This is a genomic window from Pseudoalteromonas sp. SWYJZ98 (genome assembly GCF_015864495.1).
Taxonomy (GTDB): Bacteria; Pseudomonadota; Gammaproteobacteria; order Enterobacterales; family Alteromonadaceae; genus Pseudoalteromonas; species Pseudoalteromonas distincta.
This window is the reverse complement of sequence record NZ_JADYXA010000013.1, coordinates 36,687-53,440: the sequence shown is the minus strand read 5'-3', so window position 1 is coordinate 53,440 and position 16,754 is coordinate 36,687. Positions and strand designations below refer to the sequence as shown.

At 41.5% G+C, this 16,754-nt stretch carries 10 protein-coding genes; 4 read left to right on the top strand and 6 right to left on the bottom strand.

The features are described from left to right. Window positions 1-56 precede the first annotated feature (56 nt). Window positions 57-6,227, top strand: a complete 6,171-nt coding sequence (locus tag I6F10_RS10290) for a pectinesterase family protein (RefSeq protein WP_165742668.1) — start codon at window positions 57-59, stop codon at window positions 6,225-6,227. A 609-nt stretch (window positions 6,228-6,836) separates the two neighbouring features. On the opposite strand, the gene I6F10_RS10285 is transcribed toward I6F10_RS10290, so the two are convergent. From I6F10_RS10285 to I6F10_RS10260, 6 genes are all read right to left on the bottom strand, one after another. Then, on the bottom strand, window positions 6,837-7,856 hold the full coding sequence (locus I6F10_RS10285; protein ID WP_165742667.1) for a LacI family DNA-binding transcriptional regulator: 1,020 nt from the start codon (window positions 7,854-7,856) through the stop codon (window positions 6,837-6,839). A gap of 190 nt (window positions 7,857-8,046) precedes the next feature. After that, window positions 8,047-9,348: a TRAP transporter large permease gene (locus tag I6F10_RS10280; protein ID WP_165742666.1), complete on the bottom strand. Its 1,302-nt coding sequence runs from the start codon at window positions 9,346-9,348 to the stop codon at window positions 8,047-8,049. Beyond that, a complete protein-coding gene (locus tag I6F10_RS10275) occupies window positions 9,348-9,836 on the bottom strand; it encodes a TRAP transporter small permease (protein ID WP_165742665.1) in 489 nt (162 codons plus the stop codon). The genes I6F10_RS10280 and I6F10_RS10275 overlap by 1 nt, the downstream gene beginning before the upstream one ends. A 9-nt stretch (window positions 9,837-9,845) precedes the next feature. Then, window positions 9,846-10,823, bottom strand: coding sequence for a TRAP transporter substrate-binding protein (locus tag I6F10_RS10270; protein ID WP_231619922.1), 978 nt, complete (start codon window positions 10,821-10,823; stop codon window positions 9,846-9,848). A 41-nt stretch (window positions 10,824-10,864) separates the two neighbouring features. Next, window positions 10,865-11,707 (bottom strand): 5-dehydro-4-deoxy-D-glucuronate isomerase, encoded by an 843-nt coding sequence (kduI, locus tag I6F10_RS10265; protein WP_165742664.1) that lies wholly within the window; start codon window positions 11,705-11,707, stop codon window positions 10,865-10,867. 23 nt (window positions 11,708-11,730) lie between these two features. Then, on the bottom strand, window positions 11,731-12,495 hold the full coding sequence (locus I6F10_RS10260; protein ID WP_165742663.1) for an SDR family oxidoreductase: 765 nt from the start codon (window positions 12,493-12,495) through the stop codon (window positions 11,731-11,733). 186 nt (window positions 12,496-12,681) lie between these two features. Between I6F10_RS10260 and I6F10_RS10255 the strand changes: the two genes are divergently transcribed. Genes I6F10_RS10255 through I6F10_RS10245 form a run of 3 tightly spaced genes read left to right on the top strand, consistent with a single transcriptional unit; the run spans window position 12,682 to window position 16,576 of the window. Beyond that, window positions 12,682-14,139: a tagaturonate reductase gene (locus I6F10_RS10255; RefSeq protein ID WP_165742662.1), complete on the top strand. Its 1,458-nt coding sequence runs from the start codon at window positions 12,682-12,684 to the stop codon at window positions 14,137-14,139. Between the two features lies 1 nt (window position 14,140). After that, the gene (locus I6F10_RS10250) at window positions 14,141-15,628 is read left to right on the top strand and encodes a UxaA family hydrolase (protein ID WP_145239125.1); all 1,488 of its coding nucleotides are present in this window, start codon (window positions 14,141-14,143) and stop codon (window positions 15,626-15,628) included. Beyond that, window positions 15,629-16,576, top strand: a complete 948-nt coding sequence (locus I6F10_RS10245; protein WP_165742661.1) for a sugar kinase — start codon at window positions 15,629-15,631, stop codon at window positions 16,574-16,576. Window positions 16,577-16,754: the final 178 nt, after the last annotated feature.

Here is a 16,754-nt window from a genome sequence, read left to right as displayed (position 1 = left end):
TTAATTTCACACACAATTAACGCGTTAATGACGCGCTTTCATCCTTGGAGGGATGCATGAATAATACAATAAAAATACCATCGTGTTTGCTGATCACCGCGATCTTAGCAGGCTGCGGTGAAGATAGTTCTATCAATGTCAAAGAAGCTCCGTTACCACCAGTGCAAGGGATATTTGTTGACAGCCCTGTTGCTGGTTTAACCTACAACAGCCCATCAATAAGCAATGGTGTAACAAACGCAAATGGACAATTCGATTACTTTAGAGGTGAAGCTATCGATTTCTCAATTGGTGCACTTACCTTCCCTACGGTCTCTGCCGCCAATGTATTAACTCCACTTGCTTTATTTTCGACAGATACCGTGTTTCATCCTGCTGTTATTAATAGTTTGCGTTTATTACAGTCACTAGATGTTGATGGTGATCCTAGCAATGGCATCACCATCAGCGAGCAAGCAGCACAAGCAGCCGTTATGACTTTAGCCGAAGGACAAACGATTACGGACTATTTTAGTAGCGATGAGTTTGAGGCAAACGTTAATGCGTGGCTCGCTGATGCAGGCTCAGCTAATAATACCTTAATTCCAGCTGATCAAGCGATTGTGCACTTTGTTGATTTTATTTTTAAGCAATACAACAGCACCCAACCTTTAGCATTTAATACTGCCGATTTTAGCGGAACATTGTATAACCCATTAGTACAAGGCAGTGAGGCAAGTATTGCACAGTTGATATTAACACCCGTTGATGAAGCAAACCTTAGTGGCACATTCAGCCAAGTAGTGGATGGTAGCGAAACAGTAACAGGCAATTATTCGTTTTTATTTGGTAATCGCGTACTTGCACTGACCTCAGGTGAAGGCGAATCAGCTACCACAGAGTATATAATTTCTCGTTCCCATAATACGGTTAATAATACCTATAGTGTTTGTGCCACCAGCGATCCAAGTGCATTGGCAACACTGGTGCTTACTTGTGATAGTAATGATGATGCTAAAAACAATATTTTAGTGTTCTCCGAACAACAAGCTCAAGAAGAGTTAATCAAACTCAACGATTTAGCTCAGCAAGCTGGTTTAGCCTTAATTGAAAAGTTTGATACTGACACTGAAACATTTTTCTCATCGAGCTATAAAAGCTTATCGGATGAGCAAGGCAGCGGCCCGTTATATTTTAAAAGTGGCGGTAGTGCAAAAATTGACGATGTAGCAGGCCAACTAATTCTTGAAGGCGACCGTATTACCATCGGTAATACCCTGCCCGGCAAAGAATCAACAGCGACTGATAGCTCAGGTGTGGGGATTTATAATTTAAGCGAAGGGTTTACCATTAGCTTTGATGTTGTTTCTCATAATAGTGCTGGTGGATTATCGCTTTATGTTGATAATAATACTGCCAGTCAAAGTAATTCAGTGCATGGTGGCGCTTCAAAGTTTTATGGTAAAGACATAAACGAAACCAACACCCCTGCAGGTCAACAGTTTTCATATATCTACATTCCAGGCGAAGATGTAAATACTGGCCCTGATCTGACTCATGTCGATGCCCGCGGTATTTTAAATCCTGAGATTAAAAATTCATATTTCCAAATACGCACTGATTCAGCGGCAATGATTGTCATTGATAACTTAACCATTGAAACAGTGGCAACCGACGTACCAGATGTTGAACCGCCGGTTGAACCACCGATTGATCCTCCTGTGGAAGGTGAGATCCCAACAGTAGAATTACCAATTACCACTGACTTTACCGCACTTACTGCGGATATTTTCTCTGTTGATCATCAAAAAATTATTGATGCAAACGGCGATGAAATCCCCATGTTTAGCAAAACAGGCGGCTCAGTCACTGTGATTGATACTGGATTAGAACTCAATGGAGGTCGTTTCACATTAGGTAACACCACCCCAGGTATTGAAACAGCAGCAACGGATACCACCACCAGTGGAGCGCTGGATTTGTCTCGTCCTTATCAAGTGGTGATGGATATTGTCAGTATAAGTGACCCTGAAGGTGATAATAAATTCCAAATTTATGTGGATAACAACTCATCAAGCAGTTCTAAATCAATCCATGGTAATGACTCACGTTTTTATAATGAATTGATCAACTCGCTTACTGCTGGTCAAACTTTAACAGTACCCGGAAAGCTTGCGACTAAAAATTCATTTTTACAGTTACGTACCGAAACAGGCGGCACTGTGGTTATCAATAACCTCAGAGTTGAGTATGTTAAAGATCCATCTGTATTTAGCTGCACGGATGCACCTGAACTGTATTTTTGTGATGATTTTGCCAATGGTGATTTAAATAATTGGCAAATTTTAGCCAAGCCAGATAACACTGAAGCCCCAATGGGTGAGTTTGATGTACTTGATATCATGGGTAATAACATGATGCGATACACCGCAGGCGGAGCTGGGGGCGAGCTAATTTTAGCCACTGAAGAAGCTATGGCAAACGTGCCGTCGACAGGTAACTACTTTGTTGAAGCGAAAATTCGCCCACGTCAGAACTCTACCACGGCCAATAAGCAGATCTTTTTGATGGCACGCTATTTAAATGCCGGTAATTGGTACGCCGGTGGCTTAAATGTGCAAAACTCATCAAGCAGTACGCAAGTGGAAGTTGCCGTTAGTAGCGAAGGGTCGATTGCGCGTCCAGTGCAAACAAAATCACCAATCTTACTCGGTGAAAAAGGCGCTACAGAAGACGGCGTTTGGTACACCACTCGATTTGAGATGATTGATGATCAACTTACCGTATACTTAGATGGTGAGAAAATGGGCTCTGCGACTGATACCAGCTATACAGCGCGTGGCTTAATTGGTGTGTTTACGAATAATCGTTCGTTTGAAATTGATGATGTAAAAGTGGGCGACCCTAGCATCAAGCCAATTCAGTTAACCCTTGATTACAAAGAGCCTAATTGGGATACAAGTACCAGTATGGATCCATTGTTGATCAACGTTACAGCGATTAAAAACGACGGTATCACAGCCGATACCTACACGGTCACTTCAAGCAATGAAGCAGTGGTGAGCGTTACAATCGATGCAAATACGATCACCCTTACACCGATTGCTGCAGGCGATGCAACGATCACATTTGTATCGGATTCAGACCCAAGTATTACCCGTACTATTAAAGTCTCTGTTGCAGAAGGCTTTGTTATGCCAACTGCTGACTATGGTGATTTAACAGCTAAAGTAATGCCAGCGATTGCTAGCGATAACCAATTTGTTGATACCCAATTATCGCTTACTTTTGATAACGCCCCTACCTTTGGTAGTTTAGGTGAAGTTCGTATTTATAAGCAAAACGACAACACGCTTGTTGATACCCTCAAAGTGGGTAAAAATGTCGATGTGATAGGCTACACCGGCCAGGATAAAGTCCGCTCTGTGTACTACTACCCGCTCACAATTGAAGGCAATACCTTAACCATTAAACCGCATAATAATGTGCTTGAATATGGCCATACTTATCGTGTTGTCATTGGTGATGATGTGGTATTAGGCGCACAACTCAACGGTACTGATTTTATTGGCCTCGGTGATAATAGCCAATGGACGTTCACCACTAAAGTGACAACGCCGGCAAGCAATCAACTATTGGTTGATGATGACGGTGTAGCTGACTTTAGAACCGTGCAAGGTGCACTTAACTTTGCAATGGCAAATCTTGCTAAAGATGAGCAAACCACCATTTCAGTCAAAGATGGTGTATATAATGAACTGCTATTCTTACGTAATAAAAATAACGTAACTATACAAGGGCAAAGCCAAGACAATACTATTATTCAGTACGAAAACTTCGAAACACTCAATGGTGGCTCAGGTGGCAGTGCGCCTGTAGGTTCTGGCACACCGGGTGGCGGTCGTGGTGTATTCTTAGTTGAAGGTGCGGATATGTTAGTGATCAACAACCTAACATTGAAAAACACGCATTTGCGTAACAAGGTTGATTCAAACCAAGCTGAAACAATTTACTTTAATAGTAATGGTCGTTTAGTGGCTAATAATGCCAGCTTTATTAGCGAACAAGATACCCTATTACTGAAAGGTTATAGCTGGTTCTACAACAGCTTAGTTGCTGGTAATGTTGACTTTATTTGGGGCTACCCAGTTACCGCATTATTTGAAAGCAGTGAAATACGCACTATAGGTGACTCTAAAGACAATGACCCAACGAAAGACACCTCTGGAGGCTATGTATTACAAGCACGCGTACCTGTGCAAACAGATCCTGGCTTTATCTTTTTAAACAGTAGTTTTACTCATGGCCCAGGACCAATTGGCAATGATGTGTTAGATAATTCAACCTATATTGCACGCAGTGGTGGCAGTGACACATATTTCGATAACATAACGCTTATCAATAATAAGTTTGATACCCACATTGCAACCTCAGGTTGGGCTGTGCAAGGTGTTAACAGTCAACCTGCACCAAATCCAGAAATTGCAACGGCTACCAGTGGCTGGCGCGAGTATGGCAGCATGGATTTAGCAGGTAATGCCCTTGATTTAAGTGCCCGTGTTGGCGGTTACATTATGCAAGACAGCGACGTGGTTAACTTACTTGAGCGTAATGCTATTTTTGCAAGCTTTAATGATGGCCAAGGTTGGACACCTGAACCTCTAGCAATCCCAATCTTGCCAGATGAGCCAATTGCAATTACACCGGTGAATAATAGTCTGGGTTTTGCTGGTTATAATTTTAACCTAACCGGTGGCGAAGGTGGAACAGTCGTGACCGTTGATAATGGCACAGCGCTTAAATCGGCTTTAGCACAAGCAAAATCATCAGGTGTTCCAGTGACTATTTATGTCGACGGTGTCATTACTGATGCAAACAGTGGCGGCGATAATTCTTCTATCGAAATTAAAGATATGGATAATATCTCAATCATTGGTGTGGCAGATCGTGGTGAGCTAAGTGGTATCGGCATTGCTATTCGTCGTGCTAATAACATCATTATCCAAAACTTAAAAATCCATGAAGTACTTACCGGCGGTAAAGATGGTATTTCGATTGAAGGTGATGAAAATAAACCTACCGCGAATATCTGGATTGATCATAACGAACTCTATTCATCGTTAAATGTTGATCAAGATTATTATGATGGTTTAATCGATTCTAAATCGGGTGCTGAAAACATTACCATTTCATATAACTATATTCACGATAGCTGGAAAACGTCACTCCATGGTCACAGTGATGATGACTCGAGCAGCAACAAGAATCGTCATATTACCTTTCACCATAACCGCTTTGAAAACATCATATCGCGTGTTCCGTTGTTTAGATTTGGTCTAGGCCATATATTCAACAACTATTATAACAATATCACCTCTAGCGCGATTAACTCACGAATGGGCGCAGAGCTACATATTGAGAATAACTACTTTGAGCATACTAAAAATCCTGTGGTCTCTTTTTACTCAAAAGTAATTGGTTATTGGAATACCTCTGGTAACTACCTAGGTGAAGGCGTTACTTGGGGTGATGTGGCTGACGGCGATGTGGCAGCAGAGGTTACTGCTACAGGTATGACACCCACCAGCTCATACCAAGCACCTTACGAGTATAAGTTAACTCCAGTAATGGACGTTAAAGCGCATGTTATTGCCCATGCCGGTATTGGTAAAATAGATCAAAGCGATTTAGACATCCCTGACATTGCAGCGCCAAGTGAGCCACCTGTGCAACAGCCGCTTGGTTTACCATTTACTGAAAATTTTGCCGCAGCAAATGCTGACGAATTTTTTAGTAATAGCTACCGCGACCTATCAGGTTTAGCGGGTACGGGGACCCCGCTGTTTCATCGTGTAACAGGCACAATCGATGTATCCGCTGGGCAACTAACCATGACAGGTGCACGTATTAGCATTGCCAATACCACCCCTGCGGTGAATACCACCTCAGCGGATGCAAGCACAACGGGTCTACTTGATTTAAGTAACAACTATCAAGTGAGCTTTAAAGTCGCGGCTGTAGCAGGTAACACCGCAAAAAGCTTCCAAATATATGTAGATAACAATACCTCAGGTAGCGCTAATTCGATCCATGGCGGCTCTTCAAAGTTTTATTCAGTAAAACTTGAAGAGCTCGTCCCTGGTCAAACGTACACCGTCGATGGGTTGGTAGCCACAGCAACCTCATTCATCACTCTCAGAACGGAAAGTGAAGCAACTATCACATTGGATGAGATAACCATTCAGTAGTTGTAATGAGAGCAGCCAAGCGCTGCTTTAAGACAATTTGATAGTTACCAATACCCTTGCCCCGCACAGCAAGGGTATTTTTTATCCATATCATTCCTTTCTCTTTGCGCAACAAAATCTTCAAGTTAATAATTCACAAAGAGATTAACAGGCGCTGCGGTTAAAGAGCGAGGGCATGAAGTTAACGTTATTAAATTGAGTTAGTAATTTTTCAAGTACGACTGCATAGATGCAGGAGGTAGAGCAATGCAGGAGTAATTGCCAAGAACACCCTATCAAAATTTCTGCCTTGTTATCACTGTATTTATCTGTCGCTATAAATGGTCAGTAACTTAATACAATTGATATCAGCCGGGGCTTACAGCACTTAAAATGTTCCAGGTATTAAAAACGAGCGCTATGCATTTTACGCTTTAAGCAGCATATCGGCCGTTTGGTTTAACAGCGATATTTCATGCTATTTTATCAAAGGTGCTCCTCAAATTTAATTAACTCATTAATTAAATCAAAAAAAGTATATTGGATTACGGATAGAAGTAAGCGCCCTACTGTCAGTTAGGCGCTTTATATGTCTGTAACAAAAAGGTTATTATGGGGGGGCAATCGGTACTATTTAGCGCATCTGTTGGTAGATTCACGCTTCACTAAGTAAGGAGTGACTACGTCATCTAATTTAATTTTTTCACTTTGTGTCGATTGGCTTTTATTGATGAGTTTTTGTACCGCTAAACATGCCATATTTTGTACCGGTCTTCGAATAGTCGTTAGCGATGGAATGATCCGTGAAGCCAAAATATTATCATCAAAACCTGCTACTGATAGCTGTTCTGGTACTTTGATATTTAAATTACTGGCAACCCGTAATACCCCAGCCGCCATTTCGTCGTTGTTAGCAACAATGGCCGTTGGTCTTGGTTCAGTGCTTAACAATGTCATAGCGCACTCAATACCACTTTCGTAACTATTTTTGCCTTCAATAATACGATTTCCTGGCAGTTGCACATTACATTGTTGCAGTTCAGCTAAAAATCCAGCTAAGCGTTCGATTGAAGAACGATAAACTTGCGGTCCAGAAATAAAACCAATGTCTTTATGACCAAGTTCAACCAAGTAGCTGGCCATTTCTTTCATTGCTGCGCGTTCGTCTGAGACCACAATATTATCAGCATCATCTAAATCTACCGATGCTAAGCGCACATAAGGACAACCTGCTTCACGAATTGCTGCAGCCAACTCTTTGTTTTCAGATACTGGCGGTAAAATAATCACGCCATCAAGCTTAGAGCGAGAGATAAATGACAGGCAATCGTCGATAAATTCAGCACTTTTAGAGTAACTAGGATGAACAGCCAATTCATAGCCAAGTTCAGAGCAGACGCTTAATGCACCTCGTTGCACCTGATCAATATACAATGCATCGGGGTTATCATAAATTAAACCTAATAAATAAGAACGACTTGATGCCAGCCCCCGTGCTTGTTTGTCAGGAGAAAAACCAACTTCGCTGATAATTTTAAGCACTCGCTCCCGCGTCGCTTCACCCACAGCGGGAGAACGGTTGATCACACGTGAAACTGTGCGCTTTGAAACACCGCACAGCTTAGCTACATCATTAATCGTTACTGACATAAAAGTTCCTATTTAGGATGATTGCAAAGTTTAACACTAACCGTAGATCCATAGAAGTAGTTAGTCAGCTCTTGTTATACATTGACTACTTTGATTTAAAAGAAAAATGGAGCTGTAGAGCTCCATCACAGATTTGTTTGATTAAGTTAACCTAAACGCTGACAAATAAATTATCCTAAGTTCAGGTTAGTTACTCGATTAAACCAAATAAACGCGGTAACGTTTCACTGATTGCCGGTACATATGTGACCAACATCAAGACTAAAAACATCACAGCATACAGCGGCATCATTGGCTTAATTATTTTATGTAACGATGTTTTCGCCACCGCACAACTGACAAACAGCACACTCCCAACTGGCGGAGACACCAAGCCAATTGATAAGTTTAATACAATCATAATACCAAATTGAATCGGCGACATACCAAATTGCTCAGCTACCGGTAAAAAGATCGGTGTAAAAATCAATACCGCAGGTGTCATATCAATAAACGCGCCAACCAAAATTAAAATCAGATTGATCAACAACAAGATTAAAATCGGATTATCACTGAGTGTTAAAAAGAACTCACTGACCAGCTGTGGAATATGTGTGTATGACAATAACCACGACATGCCCGATGACGCGGCAATGATCAGCATTACAATAGCCGTTGTTTCACAAGCTTTTAGTAATATAGCGGGCATTTCAGCTATATTGATTTCTTTGTAGATAAATACCGACAGTACTAAAGCATAAATAACGGCAATAGCGCCTGCTTCAGTTGCGGTAAATACACCGCCAATAATGCCGCCAATAACAATAAAAATAAGCAATAAGCTTGGCAAAGCTGCGAGTATTTTTTTCATCACAATGTTAAATGGCAGTCTTGCTGTTACAGGGTAATTGTTGCGAATAGAGTAAATAGCGCAAACAATCATCAACGCCAGCCCCACTAAAATTCCCGGTAAGTAGCCGGCAATAAATAATGCCGCAATCGACACCCCACCACTGGCGATGGCATAGATAATTAAAATATTACTCGGTGGTATTAACATGCCCGTAGTCGCTGCACTTGCGGTAACCGCTGCAGCAAAACTGGCACTGTAACCATGTTTTTTCATTTCTGGCACCATAAAACTACCAATCGCCGATGTGGCTGCAACGGCAGATCCTGATATTGCACCAAATAACATGCACGACATTACATTTACTAGTGCCAAGCCGCCGGGTAAAAAGCCTATCATCGCCATAGCACATTCAATCAGCCGTTTAGCAATGCCGCCTTGACCCATTATCAATCCAGACAAGATAAAAAATGGGATTGCCAATAATGCGAAACTATCAATGCCACCGGCCATTTGCTGGGCTATGGTCGTGGTGGCAGGCGTAAAATCAATGTGCATTAATAGCGCTGCTAATGTTGATAGCGCAATACACAAAGAAATAGGTACATTAATAAACAATAAAGCAAAAAAGCAAATAATTAAAACGATGGCTGTTAAGTCCATTACGCTTCCTCCGTGAATGTTTGCTGTGCATAATTGATCAGGTTTTCAATGCAATTAATCACAATCAACACCCCGCTTAGCGGTAAAACGACATACACATAACCCATGTTGATCTCAAGCGCCGCTGAGGTTTGCTTTAATTCAAAGCTCAACATCATCAATTGGCTGCCACCATAAACTAAAATACTTAATGCTGTGATCAGCACGCAGATTTCGATTAAAAATGAACACTTATACCTAAGTGACGGGATCATTTTTTGATAAAACAGATCAAGTCCTAAATGTGCTTTAGTGCGATACGCGTAAGATGCGCCCAATACCCCAATCCAAATCAGGATAAAACGCGCTAACTCTTCGGTGTATGAGCTCGGTGCACGTAAAATAAATCGTGAAAATACTTGCCAACAAACAACGGTTACAATTGCTATCATGGCCAAAATCAGTAATCGCTCGATGATGCGATTTAAGTGTGTGTTGAGTTGTCGCATTGTTTGCTCCTACATGCTTTTTATTTTTTTTATGTGAGCTGCAACCGCTGTATCAGCGAACGAAGCATGAAAATCAGCCACTTTATCTTGAAACGCTTGTTTGTTAGGATAAGTCACTTGTACGCCTTCTGCGATCACGGCTTTAAGCGCCTCATCAGATGCGTTTTGCCACAATGAACGTTGGTACTCAACTGAGTCGGCCATTGCTTGGGTTAACCACTGTTGTTGTTCATTGTTAAGTGAGTTCCAAACTTTTAAGCTTGCTAAAATCACATCAGGAACAAACGTATGTTCGTCCAGCGAATAATATTTAGCGATTTCGTAATGACGAGATAAGTAATAGCTTGGCGGATTATTCTCTGCGCCATCAACTACACCTTGTTGCAGTGCGGCATACAATTCGCCCCATGCAATCGGTGCTGCAGCGCCGCCTAACGCTTGTACCGTCGCCACAGCTGTAGGGCTATTTAACACGCGAATTTTTTTTCCTATTAAATCATCCGGGGTATTAATCGCGCCATTGGTGGTATAAAAGCTGCGGCTGCCTGCATCGTAATATCCCAAACCTTTAAGCCTTGCAGTGCTTACTTTATTAAGTAGCTCGGTGCCTAAGTCACTTTTAAGTACACGCCAAAAATGTTCACTATCGCGAAACAAATACGGAATGCCAAACACTTTCATCTCAGGTACAAAGCCTTCCAGCGGGCTTGCCGATACTTTAGTGATTGATAAGCTACCTATTTGCAATAGTTCAATGAGTTCACGTTCAGACCCCAACTGACCACCTGGATAGATAACAATTTCCATTGTGCCATTTGAATAAAATGCCAAACGTTCAGCCATATATTCCATTGCTTGATGCACCACATGGCGCGTGTCTAATGTATGTGCCAAAGTTAATCGCACTGTTTTTTTGTCATCAGTGCAACTAGTTAGTAAAAATAACGACAAAACTAGCATTATCTTTATGAGAAGATTTCTATTCATTATTATTTCTTCTTATCGCTATATGATCATGAAAGAGCTGATTATCTCAGCTCGCCCGGTTGATATTTATCCATATCATCATAATCGAGGTTTTCGCCTGCCATGCCCCAAATAAAACTGTAGTTTTGTGTGCCAGCACCTGAGTGAATTGACCATGGTGGCGATACCACTGCTTGCTCGTTATGTACCCAAATATGGCGAGTTTCAGTCGGCTCGCCCATAAAGTGACACACCGCTTGCTGCTCTGGCACTTCAAAATAAAAATACACTTCGTTGCGACGATCATGCTGATGAGCTGGCATGGTATTCCAGACGCTGCCTGGTTTTAATTCCGTTAGCCCCATTTGTAGTTGGCATGTTTGTACTACGGTATTGATCAGCATCTGATTAATATCGCGCTCATTGGAGGTTTCAAGCGCACCTAAATGCAATACATTGGCATCATTACGTGTCACTAACTTATTTGGATATTTGTGGTGAGCTGGTGCAGAATTAAGATAAAATTTTGCAGGATTGCCACTGTCATGACTAGTAAACAGCACCTCATTGGTATCTTTACCTAAATACAAGGCATCTTTATAGCCAAGCTGAAAATCTTCTCCATCAGCAGTCACCGTGCCGCTGCCGCCAACATTGATCACACCAAGCTCTCTACCCGTTAAAAAGTTTGCTGCTTTTAAGTTGTCTACCGTTTCTAACCTAAGCGGTGCGCTGGTTGGCACCGCACTGCCCACCATAAAACGCTCGTAGTGGGTGTATAACCAATAAATGGTGTTCTCTTGCATGAGTTTGTCGACCAAAAACTCATCTCTTAACTGTTGGGTGTCATAGCCTTTAACTTCATTTGGACCAACGGCATAACGTGACTCTATTTGTGTGTTCATAATATGCTACCTAAAATTAAAAATTATCGTGCTAACCAGCCACCATCAACCGCGAGAATATGGCCATTGACATAGTCACTGGCTGTTGATGATAAAAATATGGCTGAACCAATTAAGTCTTCTGCTTCACCCCAACGCCCCGCAGGGATACGCTTTTCAATTTCACTATTACGGGCGGCATCATCTTGTAATGCTTGGGTGTTGTCGGTTCTAAAATAACCTGGCGCAATAGCATTAACCTGAATATTGTGTTGCGCCCATTCGTTTGCCAGCGCTTTAGTAAGACCCGCTACCGCATGTTTGCTCGCGGTATATGCTGGTACTGTCATACCGCCGCTGTATGACAGCATTGAGGCAATATTAATTATTTTTCCAAACCCTTGTTTGATCATGTTTGGCGCAACCGCTTGGGCCAATAAAAAACTGGCATCAAGGTTTACTTTCATCACGTTCTGCCACTGCTCATACGGGTAGTCAACCGCTGGGCTGCGAAATATAGTGCCGCCAACATTGACCAAAATATCTATTTCGCCATGTTCCGTTAACGCTTTGTTTGCTAATGCATTAACTGAGTCTGCATTACTCAAATCAGCAGCATAATCAAAAGCCACACCGCCACGTTCTTCGATCATCTGACACGTTGCTTGGCAGCCACGCTCTTTGCTACTACTGCAAATAACCTTTGCGCCAGCAGCGGCTAAACCCATTGCAATTTGTTGACCCAGGCCGCGGCTTGCACCGGTGACGAGTGCTGTTTTTAAAGTTAGATCAAACAAGGTAGCTGTCATTTTAAACTCCTGTATTAAAGTATTTATTACGTAATTACTAATTCAATGTAAATTGAATTAACTAAACTTGTTAACACTCATTCTTCGCTACCGGTGGCAATTTGTCAAATACTATTTGCCACCGGTGGCAAATATGACTAAGATATAAATATCAATCAGCCCATATAACATTTATAGGTTCTTATTATGCAAGCACTGAATAGAAAAAACTTTAATAAAGACAAATACCCAACAAAAATAATGCAATACGGTGAGGGGAATTTCTTGCGTGCATTTATCGATTGGCAAATTGATAAACTCAATGAAACAAGTGTTCTCAACGCCGGCGTTGCAGTTATTCGTCCTATTGATTATGACGCAATTCCTTTACTTAATGTTCAAGACGGTTTGTATACCACTATTATTCGTGGCTTAAACGAGCAAGGTGAAACCGTCGCCGATCATCGTATTATTAGTTCAATCAATGAAGAAATTCCTGTCTATAAAGATTTTCCGCGTTATATGGCATTAGCTGAGAATCCGGATCTGAAAATTATTTTTTCAAATACCACTGAAGCTGGTATTGAATATATTGATACTGATAAACTCGACGACGCTCCCGCTAAGGCATTCCCAGCTAAATTAACGCAGTGGTTGTTCCATCGCTTTAATCACTTTAACGGCTCAGCTGACAGCGGTATGGTGATCATCCCTTGTGAGTTAATTGACTACAATGGCGAGAAACTCAAAGAAATCGTGTTTCAATACTGCCAACTTTGGCAACTACCTGAGGCGTTTTCAAGCTGGTTGAATGAAGCTAACCACTTTTGCTCAAGCTTAGTTGACCGTATTGTCACCGGCTTCCCCCGTGATGAGCATCAACAACTACAAGAATCGTTAGGTTATTTAGATAACTTTATGGTGACCGCTGAGTACTTTCACTTGTTTGTTATTCAAGGACCGCAGCATCTAGCACAATTATTATGCTTGCAAGACAGTGATCTAAATATAAAAATTGTTGATGATATTTCACCTTACAAACAACAAAAAGTCGGTATTTTAAATGGTGCTCATACGGCTTTAGTGCCACTAGCTTACATGGCGAACATTGATTCTGTGGGCGATGCGCTGGCCGATCCTTTGTTTGAAAAATACCTAACGCAATTAATCTTTGCTGAAATTATTCCCACTCTTGATTTACCTGAAGATGAATTAAAGCGCTTTGCCAATGATGTACTGAACCGCTTTAGAAATCCGTATATTTGCCATTTATTACTGTCTATTTCACTCAACAGTATGACTAAATTTAAGACCCGTATTTTGCCGCAGTTGCACACCTATGTGAAAACAAATAACGCCGTACCGAATATGATGGCATTGGCTATTGCAGGGCAAATTTTGATGTATAAAGGCCTACGTAATGAGCAGCAAATTGAATTGAGCGATGCACCACAATGGCTAGAACTATTTAATACCCTGTGGCATGACTTTGATAACAACACCCTATCCTTAAACACGCTTGTTGAACAAGTACTAGGGGCACAATGGCATTGGGAAAGTGATTTAAATGAACTTCCTGAATTAACTGCCACCGTTACAGCTCACCTACGTAATATGCTCACTGAAGGTGTAGCTACTACGCTTACTAACCAGTTAGGCCAATAATATGAAACCATTAATTAAACTACACCCAACTGATGATGTTGCCATTGCAATGCGTAATATCACCGCTGGTGAAATATTGCCCGTTGATGGCGAAGAGATCTTAGTCAATGAGAACATTGATAAAGGCCATAAAGTGGCGCTGCGTGATATTAATAAACAAGAGAATGTTATTAAATACGGTGCCCCCATTGGCTTTGCCCTAGAGAATATTCAAAAAGGCGGTTGGGTGCATACCCATTGCGTTAAAACCACCCTCAATGATGAACTGGATTATCAGTATATTCCTGAGTTTATTGAGCAAAGTGAAGCGACCCCTTCGCCTGAAGTAAATATTTATCGTAGACAAAACGGTGAAATTGGCATTCGTAATGAAATCTGGCTGATCCCTACGGTAGGCTGTGTTAATGGCATGATCAACCAAATGATCAAAGAGTTTAAACTGCGTCATCCACAATTAGAAATTGATGGCATTTATGCGTTTCCTCACCAGTTTGGCTGCTCTCAACTGGGCGATGATTTAGACACAACACGGATACTGCTACAAAACATGGCACTGCATCCAAATGCTGGTGGCGCTTTAGTCGTTGGCTTAGGCTGTGAAAATAATCAATTACCGGCATTTCGTGATGGCTTAGGGGATTACGATGAAGGCCGAATTAAGTTTTTGATCACCCAACAAGCGGATGACGAAATTGAAGAAGGCGTTGCGCTACTTGAACAAATTTATGCCCAAGTAAAACAAGATAAACGTCAACCAGGTACTTTATCTGAAGTAAAGTTTGGCCTTGAATGTGGTGGCAGCGATGGTTTGTCTGGTATCACGGCGAATCCGATGCTGGGTTATTTTTCAGATTATTTAATTGCTCAAGGTGGCACAACGGTATTAACCGAAGTACCTGAAATGTTTGGCGCTGAAACTTTATTAATGTCGCGCTGTAAAGACGAGGAAACCTTTAACAAGCTCGTTAACATGGTTAATAACTTTAAAGGTTATTACAAAGCTCATAATCAACCTATTTATGAAAATCCGTCGCCAGGTAATAAAAAAGGCGGGATCACTACCTTAGAAGATAAATCATTAGGGTGTACGCAAAAAGCCGGCACCAGTAAAGTACAAGCGGTTTTACACTATGGTGAACGCCTGCAAATACCTGGATTAAATCTATTAGATGCACCAGGTAACGACCCTATTGCCACCAGCGCACTTGGTGCTGCAGGTTGTCATATGGTGTTATTTACCACTGGCCGCGGTACGCCTTATGGTGGATTTGTGCCAACGTTAAAAATTGCTACTAATTCAGAACTTGCCAATAAGAAAAAACGCTGGATAGATTTTGACGCTGGCGTTTTAATTAACGATGTCTCAATGGAGCAAGTCCACGGGGAGTTTGTTGAACTGCTAGTCAACATCGTAAACGGCCAACCAACTTGCAATGAAATAAACGACATTCGTGAAGTCGCTATTTGGAAAAAAGGAGTGACGTTATAAATGACACCTAAGTCCATCGCAATTATTGGCGAATGTATGGTTGAGCTTAGCGGCCAACCATTTACTGCTATGCAACAAAATTATGGCGGCGACAGCATGAATACCGCCATTTACTTAAAAAAACTCGCAGGCAATGAAGTAAACGTCAATTACGTCAGTGCCATGGGCACTGATCCACTAAGTCGTGCACTGATTGAAAAATGGCAAGCTCACCATATTAATACTGACAATGTGCTGCTCAGTCATAACAAACAACCAGGTTTGTATATGATTCAAAACGATGTGTCAGGGGAGCGTACTTTTCAGTATTGGCGTAGCGACTCAGCCGCTAAATATTTATTGCAACATACTGATTTTAAAAAAGTACTAACCAACCTTGCCGAAGTTGATGCTATTTATTTATCGGGGATCTCGCTGGCAATCTTAGCAGAGCAAGATTGCCATACTTTACTCAGCCATTTAGCGTTACTAAAACAGCAAGGCATAAAAATTATTTATGATAGCAACTATCGCCCTGCATTATGGTCAAGCAAAATGCACTGCCACCTTGCCAATAATAAAGCATACGCACTAGCCGATTTAGCATTAGTGACCTTTGACGATGAAGCACAATTATGGGGAGATAGTAATGTTGCGCAATGTACCGAGCGTTTGCACCAACAAGGCGCTCATGAGGTCGTTGTAAAACTCGGCGCGGATGGCTGCCAATACAGTAAAAAACACCTTGATAATTCAATTTCAGTCGAGCTGTTTAATACTGTCGCTGTAGAAAAAGTGATCGACACTACCGCCGCAGGTGACTCATTTAACGCCGGCTTTTTAGCCCAGTGGTTAACAGAGCAACCTATAAAACAATGTGCACAAGCGGGTAATTTACTGGCCGCCCAAGTGATCCAAAAGCGTGGAGCAATTGTCGAGATTAACATTGCGACAATCAAAAACTACTAATGCAGTTAGCGCTTTATTTAGCCCGCTAGAAGTTAAATGCTTAAATCGATTAGTTAAGACTCTTTAACGTCTCGACACCGAACCTGAGTGCATACCTAAGTTTACTTATTCTAAAGTAAGTGCTGTGAGACGCTTATTTTGTTTAAGTAAACTTCCTCTCATGGGTATGCACTCTAAT